The organism is Mycoplasmopsis meleagridis, from assembly GCF_900660695.1.
GTDB classification, from domain to species: domain Bacteria; phylum Bacillota_I; class Bacilli_A; order Mycoplasmatales; family Metamycoplasmataceae; genus Mycoplasmopsis; species Mycoplasmopsis meleagridis.
Genome location: NZ_LR215042.1, coordinates 579987 through 600860 on the forward strand (window position 1 = coordinate 579987; position 20874 = coordinate 600860).

The following is a 20874-nucleotide window of genomic DNA, read 5'->3' on the forward strand; positions in this document are numbered from 1 at the left end:
TCTAGTATCTTAAAATGCAAACATTAAAATTAATGCAACAACAAGCGCATAAATAGCTGCTGATTCAGCAACACCTGAACCAATTAATAACATTGTACGAATTTTTGATTGAGCTTCTGGATTTCTTCCAACAGCTTCTGCGGCCTTACCTGCTGCTATTCCTTGTCCTAAACCTGTTCCAAAAGTACCAATCATAGCAATACCAGCTCCAATTGCTATTAACCCGTGATTTAAATCCATAATTTCCTCCTAATAAATACTTTGTTGAGTAGTAATTGTTTTGACTTTTTTAAGTTTATTTTCCTTTGGTTTGCTTTCTTCTTCGGCTTCTCTTGATCAATAAATTACAGTAAGAGTAGAGAAAACTAAAGCTTGAATAAACGCACTAAAAATATCAAAATAAACATGCATAAATGGTGTAACAATAACTCCAAAGAAAAATCAATTATTAGTTTCTTGACCTGGAATTAATCTTCATATAAAACCAAACATTCAATAAGTCAAGAAAATAATAGTTCCTCCACCAATAATGTTTCCAAATATACGGAAACTAAGAGAAATTAATGGAGCAAACTGTCCAATTATTTCAACTGGATTTTTAACGTATCTTAAAAAGAATCTAAATTTTTGGTAAGTCAAACCTACCACAAAAATACCTAATCAAGTTATTAAAGCTAGAGTAAAAGGGACTGAATAAGAAGTAACTATAGGTTCAATTCCAAGAGGCGCTAACAAATTACCAATTAGTAAAAAAGACGCTAAACCAAAAATATAAATTTTTGCTTTAGAAATTTTTCCATCGGTTGCCTCATAGAACATATTATCTACAGTCGTTACATATCCTTCCATTATTATCAAAAAAGCACTTGGCGCTTTATTAGGGCGAGAAGTTCTTTTAATTTCAATAAATACTGCTAATGACAAAATTAGGCATATTAACACAGTAATAAAAAGCGAAAAGAGTTGTGGATGGTTTCAATCGTTTATATGTTTAACTATCTTGTCCATTTTTTCTCCTTTCTCTAATGTTTAAAATCAAATTATAGAAATAAGTTAAATAGTTTAAACTAGTAGCCCCAAAAATAAAAGAAATTATATTTATGGGATATAAAGTTTTATTTAAAAAATCATTATTATAGAAAGGCTTTGCATTTTGATTAACTAAGAGAATAATCGCAATAACAACCCCCGCAAAAATAATGATTAACATAAACCCTATAAAAGCAAAAAAATTAAACTTATTTTTGTTTTTCGGTATTTTTAAAAGACTTTTCATTAAAATCAGATCTTTTAATTGGTATGAAATAAAAGAAAAACAACTTCCAATAGCAAAACCTAAAGTTATCGATAATTTTGTCAAGTTATAAAAAAAAAGAGTAATTATCATAATGACAATAGTTCACATTATAAAAATTTTAAGAATTGAAGTAGAAAAATTATTTTTCATATTGTTCCATATGCTATTAAAATAAAAAATTATGCTATTTTTTTCTTAATAACATAATTCACATTATATAACTTTAAAATTATTAATTTAAATTTTCAATATTAATTTTAAGAGCACTAATAAGGCTATTTTGTGGTTTGATTCGTCAATTTCTTTTTATTTTTAAAGAAATTAAATACGCTTTGTTTATAATTTTCTCATTCCTCATTTTTAGCAATTTTAAAAATTCATTTCTTTTCTTCTTTGTCAATAAAAAAATTACTTTGTGCTCAAAATAAAAATACATATAAAAGTATGTAAACGATAATTACTAATACATAAATTACGTTGTTTAATGGTCAATGAGAATAGTGACCAAATAATTCGCTCAAGGTATTATATTCATTAGTTCCTAAATAGAAATAATTGCTTTTTCAGTTTTCCTTAACAAAAGAATTTACGTTAGTGAAGTAATTAATTAAAAACATAACTGTTCCCAAGATAAAGAAAATAACAAAAGTAGTTAATGTATCTTTAAATTCATAATTATTCTTATTTATGGCATAAATGATACTTGGAACTATTAAAGCGTAATAATGGGCAAGAATATAATCTCAATAATAAAAATTATCATATCCTACTAATGAAACTTTTTGTTCTTGGACTTTTACCATATCAGGCATAAATAAAGCTAATAAAGCACCTAAAATAGAAAAGGGTAAAAAATACTTAACTCATTTTTGTTTATTGATTAATAAACATATGGCAGTAAAAAGAATCATTAACCTGCACAAATGTAAAGGTAAAATTTCTCATAAATAAGGATATTTATTTATTGCCAAAATAAAACTTCTTGCAAACATACCGACTATTGTAAAAGCACCAAATAAAAACATGAAAACATTTTTATTTAAACCAATTATTTTTTCTCTATTTTGATAATTTCTATAAATTAAATTGTGTAAAAATCAAACTAAAAATAGTATTAAAACTGCTATTACAGAAAAAATATAAAAAACAATCTTAGGCGTTCCTAATCAAGAAGAATTAGGCGAAGTACCAGCAGGAGAAAAAAAACCATAATTAATATCGTTCACTAAATTCCTCCAAAACCAAGCTTATTTAAATCGGAGAAATTTCCTGATTTAATTTTTTTAGCTATTTCATTCATATTTTTTGCCATACTTTCAAAATCATTTACTAAACGATTATATTCAAAAGCACTTCTTCCGCTTCCTTTGAGAATTCTTTCCTTTCTACTAGATTGCTTGAGAAGTTTAGGGTTTTTCCTTTCTTGAATAGTCATAGAATTAATTAGAATTTCATAACTTTTGAACTTTTCTTCAGCTTGTTCAATTTTTTCTTCGCTTATTTTATTTGATAAACCAGGAATCATTTTAATAAGTTTGCTCATTTTACCCATTTTTTTCATTTGAGCCAAATTATTCATTAAATCGTCTAAAGAAAAAGTTCCTTTCAATATCTTATTAATTGTATTTTGTGCCATATCTGTATCAATAACTTCTTCAGCTTTTTCTATTAATGACAAAACATCGCCCATTCCTAAAATACGATCAGCCATTCTGTCAGGATAAAATAAATCTAAATTGGAAACTTTTTCTCCTGTTCCTATAAACCTTATTGGAATATTAAGCATTTTACTAATACTTAATGCTGCTCCTCCTCTTGCATCAGAATCAAGTTTAGTAATAATTGCGCCAGTTAATTTTAAATTTTCATTAAAAATTTGCGCTACATTTAAAATATCTTGACCACTCATTGCGTCTGCTACGAAAAAAATTTCATCCGGATGACTTATTCTTTTTAAATCAATTAATTCTTTCATTAAAACTTCATCAATTGCTAAACGTCCTGCTGTGTCAATAATTATTAAATCATTTTTATTTTCTTCGGCATATTTTAAAGAATTATTAACTATTTCTTGAGCACTTTTATTAACACCTTCTTCAAAATATTCGACTTGTATACTTTTTGCTAAAGTAACTAATTGTTGTACAGCAGCAGGACGATAAATATCAGCAGCTACAACTAATGGTTTACTAATGTAGCTTTTCTTTCTCAAAAAGTAAGCCAGTTTAGCTACAGCAGTAGTTTTTCCAGAACCTTGTAAACCGGCCATTAAGATGATAAAAGGTTTTTTAGTAATTTTTAACTCTTTAACATTACCGCCTAAAATATTAATCAATTCTTCATGAACAATTTTTATCATTTGTTGCGATGCATTTAATGAGCCTACTAATGAAGAATTCAAGGCTTTTTCTTTGACATTACTAATAAATTCTTTAACAACTTTTAAATTAACGTCTGCTTCTAATAGAGCTAATTTGATATCTCTTGTTGTTTCTAAAATATCGGCTTCATGAACAACTGATTTTTTGGCCATTTTAGCTAATGATTTTTGAATTCTATTTTCCAAAAAATTTAACACTTTATCCTCCTAATAGTCATTAATTACTAAAGTATAAACCTTGCCGAAAGTCTCATACCCTATTTTTCTATAAATAGAACCGGCTTTTTCATTATGGTAAAATAAAACGGCTTCTTTATTATTTCTAATTATAAAATTAGTTAACTCTATCATAACATTTGTTGCATAACCATTGTTTCTATATTCTTTTAAACAATAAACTCCGCCAATCATAGCAGCTTTATCTGTAGAAGCCGCTATAGCAGCATGAGCTATGACTTTATTTTTATTATGATCTTTGATAATGAAATTATGTGAAATCCCTTTTTTATAAGCTTCTTCGTATAATTCTAATTCTTTTTCATAAGTGTTATTTAGAAAGTCTTTAAATTCAGGAATATTAATTCTTGAATCAACAATAAGTTTAATATCTTCTAAAGAAGCTTTTAAAACATTTTTAGTTTCTTTTTCGATTAATTTATTACATTTTGCAAAGAATTGTTCATGTATATTGAGCTTAGAAAAATACTTGTTTACAAAATCATTTAAATTTAAAAACATTTTTTCGCTAACATTAATATTTTTTATGTTATGAATTTCTATTAGATTCACTAGGTCAACTGTTTTTAAAAGTTTTCTAGGATCATAAAAAAGTAACGTTTGATTAAAAATCAAAATAAATGCCTCTATTTTATTTTCTTCCTCAATGACATATGATTTTATAAAGGAATTATTTAATCCAAAATTACTAACATCAGAAATTAAAAACAAATTATATAGTGGATCTTTATCTAAAAGCATCATTATTTCCATTTTATCTTGCTTTATAGTTTCTCTAATCATTTTGTCTTTCTAAAAAAATCCTTATTTGTAAGGATTTTTTATTTCTTGTTTAAATTTTCTAATTCTTTTTCAATTAACCCTTTAAGTTTAAGCATTTCTCCAAGGGTTAATGTGATTCCTTTACTTGCTCTTGTGTGATCGTTATTTCAATCTCTGATGTCATATTTAGGTTCATTGTTGTTTCACGAAACATAGTTTAATTCTTTTGTATATTCGCCTTCAATTTCAGAAATATCACCCAATTGTCTTACTATTTCATATTGAAGGCCTTTTTCTTTTTTACTACTCGCTGGCATTGATACTCCTTTCTTTTTATAAGCTCGATATTTTTAAATTATATATTAACATTTAAATTAATGAATATTAGTAGTTTCTATTTATTTTTAATTTTAAAATAGGCACAAATAGCGATCATTGCGCCATTATCTGTGGCGTATTTTAAATTAGGAACAATAGCATTTTTACTAAGCTTTAAAAATTCTTCTCTTAGTTCTTTATTAGCGCTAACGCCGCCTGCTAAAACTAATGAATTTAACTTATATTTTTTAATTGCTAATTTAACTTTCGAAATTAAATAATTAACAACACATTTTTGAAAAGAAGCAGCTAACTGTGTTTCGGAAATTTTTTGATTTTTTTCTATAGAATTTTTATACAAATTAATCACGTTTGATTTTAAACCGCTAAAAGAAAAATCAAGATCATTAATAGTTTTGGGATTTTTTAATTTTATATATTCCCCTTGATAATTTTGACTTATTTTATCAATTATAGGTCCGCCAGGAAAACCTAAATTAAGTCTTGTAGAAACTTTATCGAAAGCTTCGCCTACTGCATCATCTAATGTTTCACCTAATATCTTTATTTTATGAGGGTTTTCAACATATAATATTTGCGTATGTCCACCAGAAACCAATAAACAAATTGATGGATATTTAATTTTGTTTTCAATAGCATTTGAATAAAAATGACCTTCTAGATGATCAATTCCCATCAAAGGTTTATTTAATGCTAATGAAAGAGCGGAAGCAAATAAATAACCTATTTGTAAAGTACCTATTAATCCTGGTTTTTCTGTATAAGCAATATAATCAATTTCATTTAGATCATATTTTTTCATTAAAATAGTTTGAATTAGATTAATGTTTTTAACATGTTCTCTTGAAGAAATTTCAGGAATAGTTCCACCAAATTCTTTAAAAATATCAATTTGGCTAATAGTAATTAGATCAAGAACTTTTGTATCTTCGATTATTGCTATAGAAGTATCATCGTGACTAGTTTCAATTCCTAAAATTTTCATATTGCTCCGTTTTATGGATAAATTAGTTAATTAATAATATTTTAAGATGGGATATTTTTTCATTCATTTGGCGATTTGTTTTTTAATTTTTTTAACTTCTTCTTTATTTTCTAAAATTTTATAACCCGTTGAGAGAATTTTATGAATTATATTAGCTAATTCAACTCATTTATCAAAATTTCTTGAAGTCATCGCCGGAGTACCTAAACGTATTCCAGAAGCAATCATAGGGCTCAAAGTATCATGAGGAACTGTATTTTTATTAACGGTTATATTAAATTCGGCCAATAAACTGCTTGCTTCTTTTCCTGTTAAGTTATATGTTTTATAAACGTTGATAGTAAATAAATGATTATCTGTTCCTCCCGCCACAATAGTAGCACCATTATTTTTGAAAGCCTGGGCAAAAGTTTTGGAATTTTTAACAACATTATGAGCATAAATTTTAAAAGAAGGTTTCAATGCTTCATTAAAAGCAACAGCTTTACCAGCTATTTGATGCACTAAAGGGCCACCTTGAAAACCCGGAAAAACTCATCTATTCATTTTTTTGGCTATTTCTTCGTCGTTAGTCATAATTACTGCCCCTCTTGCTCCTCTTAACGTTTTATGAGTAGTAGAAGTAATAATGTCAGCATAAGGAACAGGTGTAGGATGAGCACCTGCAGCAATTAAACCTGCAATATGAGCAATATCAGCCATTAATTTCGCACCGCATTCATCTGCAATTTCTCTAAATTTTTTAAAATCAATCATTCTCGAATAAGCAGAATAACCGGTAATTATTAATTTAGGTCTTTCTTTTAAAGCTATTTCCTTAATTTTTTCATAGTCTAAATAACCGTTTTCATCTGTTTCATAAGCAATTGCATGAAAATAAGTTCCACTAAAAGTAATTTTATAACCATGAGTTAAATGCCCTCCCGAAGAAAGAGAAAGCCCCATTATTTTATCTCCTGGTTCACATATTGTTGCTAAAGCGGCAGCATTAGCAGTTGAACCTGAATATGGTTGAACGTTAACATATTTCACATTAAAAAGTTTTTTTAATCTTTCCTTTGCTGTTTCTTCAATAATATCAACAAATTCACAACCATCATAATATCTCTTTGAAGGATATCCCTCAGCATATTTATTTGTTAAAATAGAACCAACAGCTTTTAAAACATCAACACTTACATAATTTTCGCTAGCAATTAATTCTATATGACTTTGTTGTCTTTTTTGTTCATCTCTAATTGCTTTTTCTATAACTTTATCTTTTAACGAAAACATTATTCTCCTTTATTATGGAAAGAATCATTAATTTGATTAATAACATTGTTTTTTGCTGTTATTCTTATAGTAATATTTTTTGTATTTTCTAGGTTATAAACATCAATAATTCTGCAGTCAAAAATTTCATAATTTTCTTTTAATTCATTAATTTTTTTGCCTATCATTTCTTCATTTTTAAGACTAAAGGTTATGTCTGTTGTTTTTAAAGGAGAATTATCATATTCCTTAAATAAAAATTTATTTTTAATTTCTGAATTATTATTTTTTTCCCCGTTTAAAGTGAAATAATCATTTTCTTTTTCTAAATTTTTGAATTCAGCAACAAAACAATTTAATGATGTATATCTAGGATTAATTTTTCCTAATCAACCTATTAAAACATTATTTTTATAAATTTGTGCTGATACATTAGGATGAACAAATTCATTATTTTTAAAAGGTTTAAAATCAATTGAATCATCGCCAATTAAGTTAATAATATCTTGCTTCATTTGTTCAAATGTTTTTGTAGTTGACAATAGTCCATAAACAAAAGTTTCTTTATTTATTAACCCGTGTTCAAAAATACTAAAGTTTTTTATTTTTCTTTTATCGTTATATTCTGCGACCTCTAAAAGAGAAGGAATAATTGAATTTCTTATTATTTCTCTTTCTAGTGAAACAAAAGTTTTTAATTTAACAGTATTATCAAAATTTAAAAAATTAAACTTTTTATTTTTTTCGCTTGTTAAAGTAAAAGTTCTTACTTCTTGGTAACCCTGTGAAGATATTTTTTCTTTTGTTATTGTTTTAGGAATTATTTTATTATTCAATAAGAAAGGTGCTTTAGGAATAAATTTGTCATATCCATAAAATCTAAAATATTCTTCAATAACATCCTCATAACAGCTTATATCACTTCTATATGAAGGAATAGTAACTCTGTTTTTATCCATTTTAAAACCTAAATATTTTAGTTTTTTTTCTACTTCTGAAAAAATAGATAAATTTTTAATGCTTAAGTTTGTATAGGTTGCTAATTTATGCTTACTAATATTTACGTAGTTATTAGCCTTTTTTCTTGGTAAATTAATTGCATTGCTAAAAAATTGTTTATCCTCATTAGCTTTGTAAATTAGAAATTTCATACCATTGATAATCATTTGATAATTAATGCCTCTTGAGCCTTGAATTGATGATTGACTTTCTAACTTAATATTTTTAGCTGTTTTTCTTATTATTCTAGGATTAAATGCGCCTATTTCCAAAACAATTTTTTGACTTGAATTATCAACTGCTGTTTGTTCTAAGCCCATAACTGAAGCAATGGATATAGGTTTATTTTCATCACTTATTACCAAGGAATTATCAAGAATAACTTCTTTATTACCCAAAATATTTAATTTTCCATTAAAAAATTCACACTTTAATTTGTTTCCAATTTTATTCTTGTCGTAGGCATGAGTAGGAGTGCCGTTTAATATTAGGTTCAAATTAGTTATATCAATAGCTCAATTATTCTTTGCTTCAATATTATGTTTTACTAAGAAAAGCATATCTTTAAGTCTTGTTTCTTTATTTACTAACTCTACTTCAAGAAAAGTTAATTCTTCTGCTTCTTTTTTATCTACTTGTAATTTTGAAATTAGCTTAGCTTCTTTTCTAATATCTAAATTAAATCATTTGAACTCTGTATTCAAATATGCAGCAATTTCTAATGCCAAAACATAATAGGAATTAATATCTGCTCTATTTGAAGGAGTAGTAATGTCAAGAATATAATCATCTAATTCAAAATACTTAATAGGGTCTGTATCTAAAGTAATTTCTTTATCTTTAATCATTATTAAATCATCTTTATCAATAGGCATCAATGATTGATTAAAACCTAATTCACTATAACCTGATAACATTCCTTGAGAAGCTATTCCTGCAATTTCTTTTGATGAATAAACTATTCCATTTGCTTTAGAATTTTCAACAAAAGCAACTGTAAAATAACCTTTTTTGACATTATTTGCTACTGTTTGAATAGTTATATTTCCTTTGTTAGTTTGTAAATCAACAACATTTAATTTTTTAGAATTAGGATTCTTATAAACATTTAGAACTTTAGCAAATTTTATTCCTTTAACGTCACTAAATTTAGTAATAGATTCAACTTCATAACCTAAATTGTTGATTACTTTTTCTATTGATAAATCTAACTGGATTTTGGGCAAAAATTTATTTAATTCTTTTAAGGAAACAATCATTTTACTCCTTTCTAATAGAAAAATCAATTGGTTCTTCTAATAGATCATTTATTAATTTAAAGCAGTGAGAATTATAAAAAGGTTTTTTGCCCGTTTTATAACTTAATGGTGAAGGATGAGAAAAATTTAATATTTTAAAATTGTTATTTTTATTTATATTGTTTTCATAAAACTGTTTAGCTTTTTCTCCTCATAAAACTAAAACAATTGGTTTTTTAAGTTCAACAAATTTATTTAACAAATTGCTTGTAAAAATTTCTCATCCTATATTTTTGTTTGACAAAGGTCTATTTTCTATGACAGTTAAAATTGTATTTAATAATAAAATCCCTTGTTTTGCCCAAGAAACTAATGAATTAGTCTCAAAAATTGCTTCTGGATAATCTTTTCTTATTTCCTCTTTAATGTTGATTAAACTTTTAGGAGTTATATTCAAATTTGAACTAAAAGCTAAACCATCCGCCATATTATCAATGTAGTATGGATCTTGTCCTAAAATTATTACTTTTATATCATTAATTTCGCAATAATTAAATGCTCTAAATCATAATTTTTTTACTGGCAAAATTTTCTTTCCAGATTTTTCTAAATGCTCTATTTTATGAAGCATTTGAGCAAAATATTCTTTTTTGCATTCCTCTTTAAGAAATTCTAAAAAACTATTTTTCATTTTTAAACTGATTTAATGTTCTTAAATCATTACGATAAAACTCTCTAATATCTTTAATACCATATTTAATCATTGCTAATCTTTCTAAACCAATTCCAGCAGCAAAACCATTAAAAATATTAGTATCATATCCAGCCATTTTTAAAACATTAGGATGAAGCATACCAGCACCTAAAACTTCAATTCAACGATTATTATAATAAATATCAACTTCAACGCTTGGCTCTGTAAAAGGAAAATAACTAGGACGTAATCTTAATTCAATTTCAGTTTCAAAAACATAGCTTAACAAAGATTTTAAAGTTCAAATTAAATTAGGAAAACTTACCTTTCCAACACTTACAAAATCTAGTTGAGTAAATTGATGAGAATGAGTTAAATCATCTTCATCATTTCTATAAACCTTACCTATTGAAAAAGTATTTATTTCTTTATTTTTATTTTTATCTAAAATTAATGCGCTTATTCCAGTATTATGTGTTCTTAATAACAATTCATCATCGACATAAAGAGAATCTTGCATATCGCGTGCAGGATGATCTTTTTGAATATTGAGTCTTTCAAAATTAAACCTATCTCATTCTAATTCTCCAGCTTTAGCTTCAAAATAAGAATTTTGCATAAATCAATCACGCAATCGATTTTCAATTATTGTAATAGGATGTAATGATCCTGCTCTATTAACTGGAAAAGAAACATCAAGCTTTTCCTTATTAATTAAATTTTCAATTCTTTTAATTTCTATATTTTCTTCTGCTAGTTTGATAAGTTTTTCATACTTTTCATTTAATTCGCTAAGTTTTTGACCAATTATTTTTTTTCGTTCTATAGAAGAATTTTTAATTTCTTGTTTAAGTTTAAATAATTCTCCATCCTTTGAATATATTTTATTTTTAGCTTTCTTCAAATCTTCTAAAGTATTGATTTTATCTCATTCTATATGCATAATATATTCCTTATTTTTTATTAATTTCTTGAATGAATTGATAATATTTTTTCATTTTTTCACTGTCATTATCTTTAAAGTTAAAAAACTTATAATTTTCGATTTCATTTGGTAAATAAGTCTGTTTTACAGCGGAATATGAAAAATCATGAGGATATTTATAACCTAAACCAAAACCCAATTTGGTAGCTGATTTATAATGGTTATCTTTTAGATGCTTTGGTATTTCAAAAACATTACCTTGATCAATAAAACTATTCGCTTTATTAAAAGCTAAATATGCACTATTGCTTTTAGGAGCTAAAGCTGCATTTATAATAGCAAAAGCAATTGGTAAATTTGCTTCAGGAAAACCTAATTTTTCTACGGCATTAAAAGCTGCTTCAATTTTTAATCCTAATAATGTATCTGCTAAAGCAACATCTTCATAAGCAACACACATTAATCTTCTAAATAAACCATGATAATCACCAGTTTTTAAAATCAAAGCTCCATAATAAAGAGCAGCATCGACATCACTACCTCTTAAAGATTTATGAAAAGCTGACAAATTATCATAATGTTTTGATGAATCTTTATCACTATAAAAATTCATATTAGGAATAATTTTTTTTAAATCACCATTTGTAATTATTTTTTCATTGTTCAATAAAGCAACTAGTTGTAAATTATTTAATGCATTTCTATAATCACCATTAGAAAATTTGACTAAATTAAATAAAACGTCATCATTTATATTTAAATTAGGAAAGTGTTTCACTATTATTTTTCTTAATCCTTTTTTTATATCATCTTCTTTTAATTTGTTAAATTGTAAAATTTGCATTCTACTTCTTAACGCAGGATTAACTCTAAAATAAGGAACTTCTGTTGTTGTAGCATAAATAATTGCTTCATCGTTTTCTAAATATGAAAGTAAAATATCTTGCTTATCTTTATTTAGTCTATGAATTTCGTCAATAATGACTATTTCTTTTTCTTTAATTAAAGCCAATAAATCATTTTTAGAATCGATAGTTGAATTAAAAATACCATATGATTTACCTAAATCATTAGCTAAAGCAATAGCTGTAGAAGATTTACCAGTACCACTTTCTCCAAAGAATATAAAACTTGTAGTTAAATTATTTTTCACAATATTTTTTAATAAATCAACTATATTTTCTTGTCCGATAATATCATCCAACGTTTTGGGTCTTAATTTATTGGCTAAATTTTTCATAAAATAATTTTAAAATTATTTAAATAAGAAAAAATAATTTTTTTAATTTTTCCCAAGATAATAAAAAACACCTTTTGAAAAGGTGTTTTTAAATCATCTTAAACTTTATTTTTGCTACTTCATAAACAAAATTTTTGTCCTTATTTTCAAATAGTTTAGAAGCGAATAGTTTTACTTTTTCTCCCGCACCAAAAGGAAATACTACATTATATAATTTATTTTTTTGCGCCATTAAATCTAAAAATAAAGCTCTGGCAATTATCGATGCACAAGCAACGTTAATATTTAAATCCTCTGCTTTATTACTTAATAAAACATCGTGCTTAATTTCGGCAATTTGATACTTTTCTTTATTTTCTTTTTCAAGAAACTTTTCATAGTATTTTACTATTGAACTAAAAGTTGAATATTGATCTATAAAGATATAATCAATTTTGTCAATTTTATTTTGTAATTTTTCAATTGTTTTTAAATGCAAAAGCATTTTAATTTCATTAGCATTCAAAGTTTGATTCAAATCGTTATATTCTTTAGTTGTAAAAAAATGAGTACTAAAATAAATTTCTTTTGCAAGTAAAGAAGCAATTTCTTTTATTTTTTTATCAGTTAATTTTTTGCTATCTTTCACACCTAACGAATTAACTCAATCAAGCTTATTTATAGGCACATAAGCAGCGCAGGATACAACAAAACCGAAATAGTCACCTACTCCAGTTTCATCAATTCCAATAATTTTTTTTGTATTTAAGTTATAAATAGGTTCAAATTGAATAAATTTCATTATTCTTCATCTTCGGCGTAATTTTTACGTTGCTTCATCATTTTTTCAAGTGATAAATTACTTTTTTGAATAACTTTTTCGGGATTATCTAATAATTTATTTATAAAATCGCCTACAGCTCCTTCATCATTTTCTAATTTCAATTTCACAGAAGCATATTTTTTAACCTCAGCAGAAGCATTTCCTACAGCAACTGAAATTTTAGCTACTTTAAACATTGGAACATCATTAAATCCATCTCCAAAAGCAATTGTATTTTCCAAATCAATTCCATAATATCTAGAAAGTAAACTTAAAGCTCTTCCTTTACTTGTTGAAACATTGGTTATATCAAAAACAGGTGTTAACCCTTTTCCTTTTGATCAGTATGAAAATTCACCCAAATCACCATATTTTCTCTTAAGATATGATCTTAATTCTTCAACATCAGTTGTTTCTTTAACATCAAAAATAATTCCAGTAGGTTTTAAAGGTAATTTATTAAAATTCAATCCAACAACAAATTTAGGACTTTCTCTAAAGCCAAAAACACTTTCAAGAGCAGGATCTCTATGTTGAATTTGAACTCACCCAGGTCCTTCAATTGCAATATTGGTTGTTTCGTTTTTAACTTTTGGATCACCTAAAACATAAAGCATTTCGTTTAAATCTAAATACTTTATATAAGGAATAAAATTTTCATCCTTTGGATTATGAATTTGTGCACCATTATAATTTGCCACTACTGTATCTAAACCTAATTTATCATAAATAGGCTTCGTACTTCTTCAAGGTCTACCAGTTAATAAACAAACAATGTGACCTTCATTTTTTGCTCTCAAAATAGCTTGAAATGATTTTTCATGAATTTCACCTGTTTTTGATGAAGCTAATAAAGTACCATCTAGATCAATAGCAAATAAAAATTTATTATTAGTCATTTAAACTCCAGTAATTTAAATATACAAGTTAATTTTAATATATTATATTCACTAATATAACTATTTTTAGCACTTAAAAGTTGTAAATATGTGATAGTTGATCTTTATTTTTTAAATTAAAAATCGTATTTATTTATAAATAAATACGATCTAAATAAAATTGGCTTTGTTTCAAAGAAATATACCCAAAAGTAAAAAAACAATAATAACAAGTAAAGAAACTACAATAGATCACAAAACAATATTAGAAATTAACATTTTTCTTTTTGATTTTTTAATATGAGATAAATCACTATTAACATCATTAATTGTTGCCAAATAAAGAGCGTTTAAATGTTCTTCAGGTAAATTATTAAGCTCATCAATATGATAAATATGCAATTTATTTGCATCCACAATAGATGTAGCAATAAAATTATCTTTTTCAACAACTGATAATTTATTATCAGAAGTATTTTGTTTTTGTTCATCATATTGATTATCTTTAATCATAATTTAATAATAACAAATTGATTAATAAATTTAAATTATTTAATATATTAGCAAAATAACTTTATATATGCTAAAATAAGTTACATGAGTAAAAAAGATTATTATGCCGTTTTGGGTGTAAGTAAAAATGCTACACAAAAAGAAATTAAAGAAGCATATAGAAAATTGGCTATGCAATATCATCCTGACAAATTAAAAGATGGCACGAGTGATAAAAAAATGCAGGAATTAAATGCTGCTTATGAAGTTTTAAGTGACCCACAAAAACGTGAAAACTATGATCGTTTTGGGGATGAAAATGGTGCGCAAGGATTTAATTTCTCTAATTTTCAAGAAACAGATTTCGGCGGAATGTTTAAAGATATATTTTCTCAATTTACTGGCGGTTTTGCTTCGAGAAGAAATCGACAAACTGGGCCATTGAAGGGTGAAAACATACATGTAAGTATGGAAATAAGTTTTATTGATGCCGTTTTGGGTAAAGAAGTGCCTTATGAATTTGAAAAATGAGTTCTTTGTGACTTATGTAACGGAAGCGGGGCTAAGAATTCTAGTGATGTTGTTACTTGTTCTACATGTAATGGAAATGGTTTTACTCAAAAAATTCAAAGAAGCTTTTTTGGTGAACAAATTATTCAATCCGTTTGCCAAACATGTTCAGGCAAAGGAAAAATTATTAAAGAAAAATGCCCTAAATGTCATGGACATGTTTATAACAAAGTTAATAAAAAAGTTACGCTTTTAATAAAACCTGGAACAGTAAATGGTGATGAACTTAAACTTGATGGTTATGGAGAAAAAGGAATAAACGGCGGACCAGTTGGCGATATGTTTATCCAATTAAAAGTAAAAAATCATGAATTTTATCATCGTGATAAATTAAATATAGTAGCAGAAATGGATGTTTCTTTTATTGATATTTTGTGTGAAAAAAACATCAAAGTTCCTTCTCCTTATGGTCCTATTGATTTAAAACTAAAAAATAGTTATAAAGATGGGCAAAAAATTATTCTCAAAAATAAAGGTATAAAAAGATCTAATAGTGTCGGTGATTATATAATTCATCTTAACATTATTATCCCTGATCTTTCTGGAAGAGATTTAAAAAATCTTAATCAATTTTTAGAAGATGTAAAAGATAATTCTAATGAACAATTTATTAAAAAAATTGAAAAGATTAAATAATGAAAAAAATAAATCCTTATTCACTAAAAGCCCTTAAAAACAGCTTAATTCAAAAAGATGACAATTTTAAACAAGACTGAGAAAAATTTTCTAAATTAGTTAACGAAGAAGAATTTTGAAAAAAATATAATAATGAATTTGATAGAAAAAGAAAAAACGTCAAATTACTTGCGAAAAAAATTTCGTCAATAGAACTAAATGATATTAATGAAACTTTAGATTTTGCAAATGAAATAGAAAAAGAATTAAATAAAGAAAAAAACAATATTTATACTTATATCGATTTTTCATCTCACGAATTAAATAGCGTTATTGAAAAATTAAATGATAATGATGACAATTCATTTCTTGCTTACGAGCATGAAATTAATTTAGATGAAATTAATCAAAATAATAACGAAGAAACAACCGTAATAGAAATAAAAGGCAACATAAAAATCAATTAGTCCATTGCTTTTATTTTTGCCTTTTATTTTATATTAATATAAAATTATGTAATATTAAAGTTTAAGCCTATATTGAAGGAGTGCTATGAGTAGAATTAATATTGCAATTGACGGTCCCTCTGGCGCTGGAAAGTCAACTGTTTCTAATGAACTTGCTAAACGTTTAGGATATATTTTTGTTAACACTGGAAGTTTTTATAGAGCAGTTGCTTTTTACTTACTAAACTTGAATATAGACTTAAATAATCAAGAACTTGTTAAACAGCACTTACATGACCTTGCAAATAAACATTCTATTACTATTGATAATAAAGAGCACATATATTTAAACGGACAAAATATAACTAATGAAATACGTGCTGATCAAATTTCTAAAGCATCTTCAAAAATTGCAACTTATCCTTTTATTAGAGAATATGTAGTTAACGCAATACAATCAATTACTAAGACTAGTAAAGGCTATATTATGGATGGAAGGGATACAACTTTTAGAATTATGCCTTTCGCGGAAGTTAAAATTTTTCTTACAGCTTCTTCTGAAGAGAGAACTAAAAGAAGAATTAAACAAAATGAAGAACTTGGATATATAACTGACTATAATACAGTCTTAAGCGAAATAAAAGCCAGAGATTTTCAAGATACTCATCGTTTGGTCGATCCATTACATAAAGTTGAAGATGCTATCGAAATTGATTGTACCAACATGACTTTCGAAGAAGTAGTTCAATCGATTATTGAAATAGTAAATCAAAAGGTTCTTAATGGCTAAAAACACAATTGCAATTATAGGTAAACCTAATGTAGGCAAAAGCACTCTTTTCAATAGGTTAATAGGTAAAAAAATATCTATTATTTATGATCGCCCAGGCATTACAAGGGATAGATTATATGAAAAATTTACTTGAAATGGAAAAGAAATTAGATTAATTGATACTGGCGGTATTGAAATCGAAAATAAACCTTTTCAAGAACAAATAAGAATACAAGCTGATATAGCTATAAATGAAGCAGACGTTATTATATTTATGATCGATGGAACAAGCGACATAACTAATGATGATTTAATGATAATAAGCAAACTTAAAAAAACAAATAAACCTATTGTTATAGCTGCAAATAAACTTGAAAAAAATATGAATGAATTTGATTTTTCTCTCTATAAATTAGGAATAGATAAAATTTTTTCAATTTCTGCTCAACATGGACAAGGAATAGGCGATTTGCTTGATGAATGTTTGAAATTTTTAATTTTTGACAACAAACAAGTTTCTAATAATTTTAAATTATCTATTATTGGTAGGCCAAATGCTGGTAAAAGTTCACTACTTAATAAATTAGCAAACGAAAATAGATCAATAGTTTCTAACATCCCTGGAACAACAAGAGATAGCGTTAAAAGTATAATTACTTTAAATAATGAATATTTTGAAATTATTGATACTGCTGGTATTACAAGAAAAAGTAAAATAGAAGATAATGTTGAAAAATATGCTTTGATGAGAGCATTAAATTCTTTAGAAGAATCCAATTTATCTATAATAATGTTAGATTCTACCAAAGAAATTTCTCATTTTGACTCTACTATTATTGGCGAAGCTCTTGAAAATAATAAACCAATTATTATTGCTATTAATAAATGAGACTTAATTGAAAAAGATTCAAAAACAATGCAAAACTATGAAAAAAACATTCGAAATAAATTTCATTTTGTTCCTTGAGTGCCTATTGTTTTTATTTCAGCAAAAACTAATTTAAGAATGCAAACTTTAATTGAAACAATCATAAAAGTTAAAAATAATTTAATTAGAGATATAAAACCTTCTATATTATCAAGTTTTATTAGAGAAACACAAATTATTCAACCTGCTCCTCCTTATAATGGCGGAAGATTAAATATTTACTTAGTAAAAAAAATTAAAGCTCCTATCCCTACTTTTATTTTTTTTGTAAATAATAAAAAATATTTGCACTTTAGTTATCAAAGACACTTAGAAAACGAAATAAGAAAAGTATTAGACTTTGCGGGTTGTCCTCTCAAATTAATTTTTAAAAATAAAAATGGTTTAGAATAACAAAAATAACCTTTTTTCGTAAAGAACTTAGGTTATTTTTATTACTTCACTTTTTTCTAAAAATGAAGTAAATAATTTTTTAAAAATTAGATTATTTTTCTCAATATTATCATTTCAAAATGTAAATAAATCTTTAGTACTTACGTCTGTAGAAATGATAGTTATTTTTTTATTTTTCTCACGCTCTCTTAGAACAAAAAATAAATTATCATTTATAAAATAATTTTTAGGTTTTATACTAGCGATATCATCTAAAACTAATATTTCAACTTCAATTAACTTATTCAATAAATTTAAACTAGATATTTTTTCTGAAACTAAATAATTAATAAATTTTTGTAATTCATCACACTTTAAGTATGCAACAGTTTTATTTTCACTTATAAAATTATTTGCTATTGCTTGAACGAAATAACTTACATCTTTTATATTGCTAGAATACAATATAAAATTATTTTTAAGTTCGATATCGCTTTTATTATTGACAAAAAATAAATTCATTTTATCTAAAATGACATTTTTAGTAGCATTTGTAATTTTGGTATGAGAAATAACATTTTTTAATGATTTAGAAAAATCTAGATTAGAAATATCAGAACAAAATAAATTTAGTGATTTTAGATAAAGATTAACAAATTCTTTATTTGATCTAATTTTTTTTCTAAAAACTAATTCACCGTTTTTTTTACGAGTAATTTTAAATTTATATGGAAAATTGGCAGAATTTTTTAGAGATTCAATTAATTCTATAAAATCATCTCCGTATTCTAATATTTCATCATCTTCTATTTTTAACTGTTTAAATAAATCTAATTTCAACAAATCTGGATGATTTTTTATATTTGAAACAAATTTTTGCTTTATGTCGCCGCTTAAAATTTCTTCTATATTTTTACTAAAAAGTGAATATTCTTGAACTTTCATTTTCTAATAATGCTGAATATCTTTCTTATTGTTAATTTGATTTGTATAAGCGGCTTTTCATAAAGTTTTTTTGATAAAAGTTTTTCCCATTGTGTCCACGTATATTTGATCTAAAAATTGTTCAGCTTTTTCAAAATTATTTATTTTGGAATTATATATTTTATCTAAAGTATCATTAAAAATATCACAGTCAATTTTCAAATACATATCAGATAAATAATATAACGTTAAATTAATAATAGGATTAATTAAACCTAATTCCTTATATTTATTAAAAATGTTGATAAAAAAATAAGTAGGTTTAATATTAGTCAAATGATAATAGTATGTTGCGGGAGTTTCTTTTAAAGTTGCTTCATAAAGATTATTTATTAAAACATTATCATCTATATTCTTACTAACAACTAATTCTTCATAAAAATTATTCATTTCTTCTTCGCTTGTATTTTCATCATTAAAAACATCTTCAAAACTAGCAGAAATATCGCTTAATTCTCCTGTGTCAATTATGTTTTTGGTTTTATTTATCAGTTTATTAAACATATTATTACCAATTTTTTTTACCAATTGTTTACACAAGTCTTTGTTCTTAGAAAATTGGATAGAATTAAGTGGTTTTTCCAATTCAAAAACAGTAATTTGACGAAAGTTATCTTGATAAGTAGATAATAATGAAAGGGATTCCAAGCATCTTCTTGCTTTATTGAGATTTTCTAATTTTATGTTCAATAGAAAAACTAAATTATTGAAATCAAAATAAAAATCATCCTTATTTGTTTCTATGCTGACATCCCTTAAATGTTCATAAAGCAAAATTGCATCAGAAGATAAAAGAGGAGAATAAAATTTACGAAGATTTTTTAAATCATCACCAGAAATAGAATTAATATATTGAATTTTAAAATTAGAATATGTTAATCTTTTATCCATAACTTAATCTCCTTATCTTAATCAAATGGCACAATTAATTTGCTATTTGTAATGATTTTATAAAAGCGAAAATATCTGAATTATTTTTTTAGCATAAACCTAACTTAATAAAGTATTATCTACAAAGATATAAACAAAATTATTTTCAACTAAAATGGTTAAAATATTGATTTTTCATCTTTAAAAATATAAATTTTTCTCTTTTTTTATTTTTATCCACTAAAAAAAGAAATGGAAAAATATAAAAAAAATGGATTGCTCCATTATTCATAAAAATAAAAAATTATTTTATTTTTTCATATGCCAAAGAAGCCATTTTAGAATAGGCTCTTATTAGCCCGCTAGCTCCTAATTGAATACCTCCAAAATATCTAACAACAAAAACAACTATATTAATTGTCTTTTTGAATTGCAAAACATTAAGAATTGGTTTTCCCGCAGTATTTTTAGGTTCATTATCATCATTAAATCCAGCATAAATAACATTATTGTCATTAAAAACATAGGCATAACAAATATGAGTTGGTTTTTTAAATAAAATAGTTACTTCTCTAATTTTTTCATGTAATTGATTTTTATTAGAAATCAAATATGCTTTTGAATAAAACTTGGATTTTTTTATTTCTTGATATTCTCAATTTTCATATCTCATAATGAATGTTGTATTAATTTTGATAAAAAAATGGGGCGAATGACGGGATTCGAACCCGCGAGTGACGGGACCACAACCCGCTGTGTTAAACCACTTCACCACATTCGCCACATTGTCTGCTA

At 25.4% G+C, this 20874-nt stretch carries 23 protein-coding genes and 1 tRNA gene; 4 read left to right on the forward strand and 20 right to left on the reverse strand.

All coding sequences use genetic code 4. The annotated features are described in order from the left end of the window. Window positions 1-9 precede the first annotated feature (9 nt). From atpE to EXC33_RS02500, 16 genes are all read right to left on the reverse strand, one after another. Window positions 10-234: an ATP synthase F0 subunit C gene (atpE, locus tag EXC33_RS02425; RefSeq protein WP_129727307.1), complete on the reverse strand. Its 225-nt coding sequence runs from the start codon at window positions 232-234 to the stop codon at window positions 10-12. 15 nt (window positions 235-249) lie between these two features. After that, window positions 250-1008 (reverse strand): F0F1 ATP synthase subunit A, encoded by a 759-nt coding sequence (locus EXC33_RS02430; protein ID WP_046096978.1) that lies wholly within the window; start codon window positions 1006-1008, stop codon window positions 250-252. Further along, a complete protein-coding gene (locus EXC33_RS02435) occupies window positions 992-1447 on the reverse strand; it encodes a hypothetical protein (RefSeq protein ID WP_046096979.1) in 456 nt (151 codons plus the stop codon). The genes EXC33_RS02430 and EXC33_RS02435 overlap by 17 nt, the downstream gene beginning before the upstream one ends. Window positions 1448-1572: 125 nt before the next feature. Then, entirely contained in the window at window positions 1573-2523 is a 951-nt protein-coding gene (locus tag EXC33_RS02440; protein WP_046096980.1) for a YwaF family protein, read from the reverse strand. Beyond that, complete coding sequence (ffh, locus tag EXC33_RS02445) at window positions 2523-3875, reverse strand: signal recognition particle protein (protein ID WP_046096981.1); 1353 nt, start codon at window positions 3873-3875, stop codon at window positions 2523-2525. The genes EXC33_RS02440 and ffh overlap by 1 nt, the downstream gene beginning before the upstream one ends. 9 nt (window positions 3876-3884) lie before the next feature. Then, entirely contained in the window at window positions 3885-4697 is an 813-nt protein-coding gene (locus EXC33_RS02450) for a GNAT family N-acetyltransferase (protein WP_046096982.1), read from the reverse strand. A 38-nt stretch (window positions 4698-4735) separates the two neighbouring features. Beyond that, on the reverse strand, window positions 4736-4993 hold the full coding sequence (locus EXC33_RS02455) for a YdbC family protein (RefSeq protein WP_046096983.1): 258 nt from the start codon (window positions 4991-4993) through the stop codon (window positions 4736-4738). 77 nt (window positions 4994-5070) lie between these two features. Continuing rightward, entirely contained in the window at window positions 5071-6000 is a 930-nt protein-coding gene (tsaD, locus tag EXC33_RS02460) for a tRNA (adenosine(37)-N6)-threonylcarbamoyltransferase complex transferase subunit TsaD (RefSeq protein ID WP_046096984.1), read from the reverse strand. 30 nt (window positions 6001-6030) lie between these two features. Then, window positions 6031-7275, reverse strand: coding sequence for a serine hydroxymethyltransferase (gene glyA / locus EXC33_RS02465; protein ID WP_046096985.1), 1245 nt, complete (start codon window positions 7273-7275; stop codon window positions 6031-6033). Continuing rightward, the gene (locus EXC33_RS02470) at window positions 7275-9512 is read right to left on the reverse strand and encodes a phenylalanine--tRNA ligase subunit beta (protein ID WP_046096986.1); all 2238 of its coding nucleotides are present in this window, start codon (window positions 9510-9512) and stop codon (window positions 7275-7277) included. The genes glyA and EXC33_RS02470 overlap by 1 nt, the downstream gene beginning before the upstream one ends. A gap of 1 nt (window position 9513) precedes the next feature. Then, window positions 9514-10182 carry a uracil-DNA glycosylase gene (locus tag EXC33_RS02475; RefSeq protein ID WP_046096987.1) on the reverse strand — a complete coding sequence of 223 codons (669 nt, stop codon included), beginning with the start codon at window positions 10180-10182 and terminating at the stop codon, window positions 9514-9516. Further along, on the reverse strand, window positions 10172-11128 hold the full coding sequence (gene pheS / locus EXC33_RS02480) for a phenylalanine--tRNA ligase subunit alpha (protein WP_046097137.1): 957 nt from the start codon (window positions 11126-11128) through the stop codon (window positions 10172-10174). Before pheS ends, EXC33_RS02475 begins: the two co-directional genes overlap by 11 nt. 10 nt (window positions 11129-11138) lie before the next feature. After that, entirely contained in the window at window positions 11139-12350 is a 1212-nt protein-coding gene (locus EXC33_RS02485; protein WP_046096988.1) for a replication-associated recombination protein A, read from the reverse strand. Window positions 12351-12438: 88 nt separating this feature from the next. Further along, window positions 12439-13131: a ribonuclease HIII gene (locus tag EXC33_RS02490; RefSeq protein WP_046096989.1), complete on the reverse strand. Its 693-nt coding sequence runs from the start codon at window positions 13129-13131 to the stop codon at window positions 12439-12441. Beyond that, the gene (locus EXC33_RS02495) at window positions 13131-14051 is read right to left on the reverse strand and encodes a Cof-type HAD-IIB family hydrolase (RefSeq protein WP_046096990.1); all 921 of its coding nucleotides are present in this window, start codon (window positions 14049-14051) and stop codon (window positions 13131-13133) included. The genes EXC33_RS02490 and EXC33_RS02495 overlap by 1 nt, the downstream gene beginning before the upstream one ends. A gap of 150 nt (window positions 14052-14201) precedes the next feature. Beyond that, window positions 14202-14543 carry a hypothetical protein gene (locus tag EXC33_RS02500; RefSeq protein ID WP_046096991.1) on the reverse strand — a complete coding sequence of 114 codons (342 nt, stop codon included), beginning with the start codon at window positions 14541-14543 and terminating at the stop codon, window positions 14202-14204. 84 nt (window positions 14544-14627) lie between these two features. Between EXC33_RS02500 and EXC33_RS02505 the strand changes: the two genes are divergently transcribed. The 4 genes from EXC33_RS02505 to der all read left to right on the forward strand — a co-directional run bounded on the left by EXC33_RS02505 (window position 14628) and on the right by der (window position 18246). Further along, the gene (locus tag EXC33_RS02505; protein WP_046096992.1) at window positions 14628-15728 is read left to right on the forward strand and encodes a DnaJ C-terminal domain-containing protein; all 1101 of its coding nucleotides are present in this window, start codon (window positions 14628-14630) and stop codon (window positions 15726-15728) included. Beyond that, a complete protein-coding gene (locus EXC33_RS02510) occupies window positions 15728-16174 on the forward strand; it encodes a hypothetical protein (protein WP_046096993.1) in 447 nt (148 codons plus the stop codon). Before EXC33_RS02505 ends, EXC33_RS02510 begins: the two co-directional genes overlap by 1 nt. Window positions 16175-16259: 85 nt before the next feature. Further along, window positions 16260-16943: a (d)CMP kinase gene (gene cmk / locus EXC33_RS02515; RefSeq protein ID WP_046096994.1), complete on the forward strand. Its 684-nt coding sequence runs from the start codon at window positions 16260-16262 to the stop codon at window positions 16941-16943. Continuing rightward, window positions 16936-18246, forward strand: a complete 1311-nt coding sequence (gene der / locus EXC33_RS02520) for a ribosome biogenesis GTPase Der (protein ID WP_046096995.1) — start codon at window positions 16936-16938, stop codon at window positions 18244-18246. The genes cmk and der overlap by 8 nt, the downstream gene beginning before the upstream one ends. Before the next feature lie 27 nt (window positions 18247-18273). On the opposite strand, the gene EXC33_RS02525 is transcribed toward der, so the two are convergent. The 4 genes from EXC33_RS02525 to EXC33_RS02540 all read right to left on the reverse strand — a co-directional run bounded on the left by EXC33_RS02525 (window position 18274) and on the right by EXC33_RS02540 (window position 20860). Then, complete coding sequence (locus EXC33_RS02525; RefSeq protein WP_046096996.1) at window positions 18274-19170, reverse strand: ATP-binding protein; 897 nt, start codon at window positions 19168-19170, stop codon at window positions 18274-18276. A gap of 3 nt (window positions 19171-19173) precedes the next feature. Next, window positions 19174-20100: a replication initiation and membrane attachment family protein gene (locus EXC33_RS02530; protein ID WP_046096997.1), complete on the reverse strand. Its 927-nt coding sequence runs from the start codon at window positions 20098-20100 to the stop codon at window positions 19174-19176. A 283-nt stretch (window positions 20101-20383) separates the two neighbouring features. Continuing rightward, on the reverse strand, window positions 20384-20752 hold the full coding sequence (locus EXC33_RS02535; RefSeq protein ID WP_046097138.1) for an IMPACT family protein: 369 nt from the start codon (window positions 20750-20752) through the stop codon (window positions 20384-20386). Between the two features lie 31 nt (window positions 20753-20783). Further along, window positions 20784-20860: transfer RNA gene (locus tag EXC33_RS02540), tRNA-His, on the reverse strand. Window positions 20861-20874 lie beyond the last annotated feature (14 nt).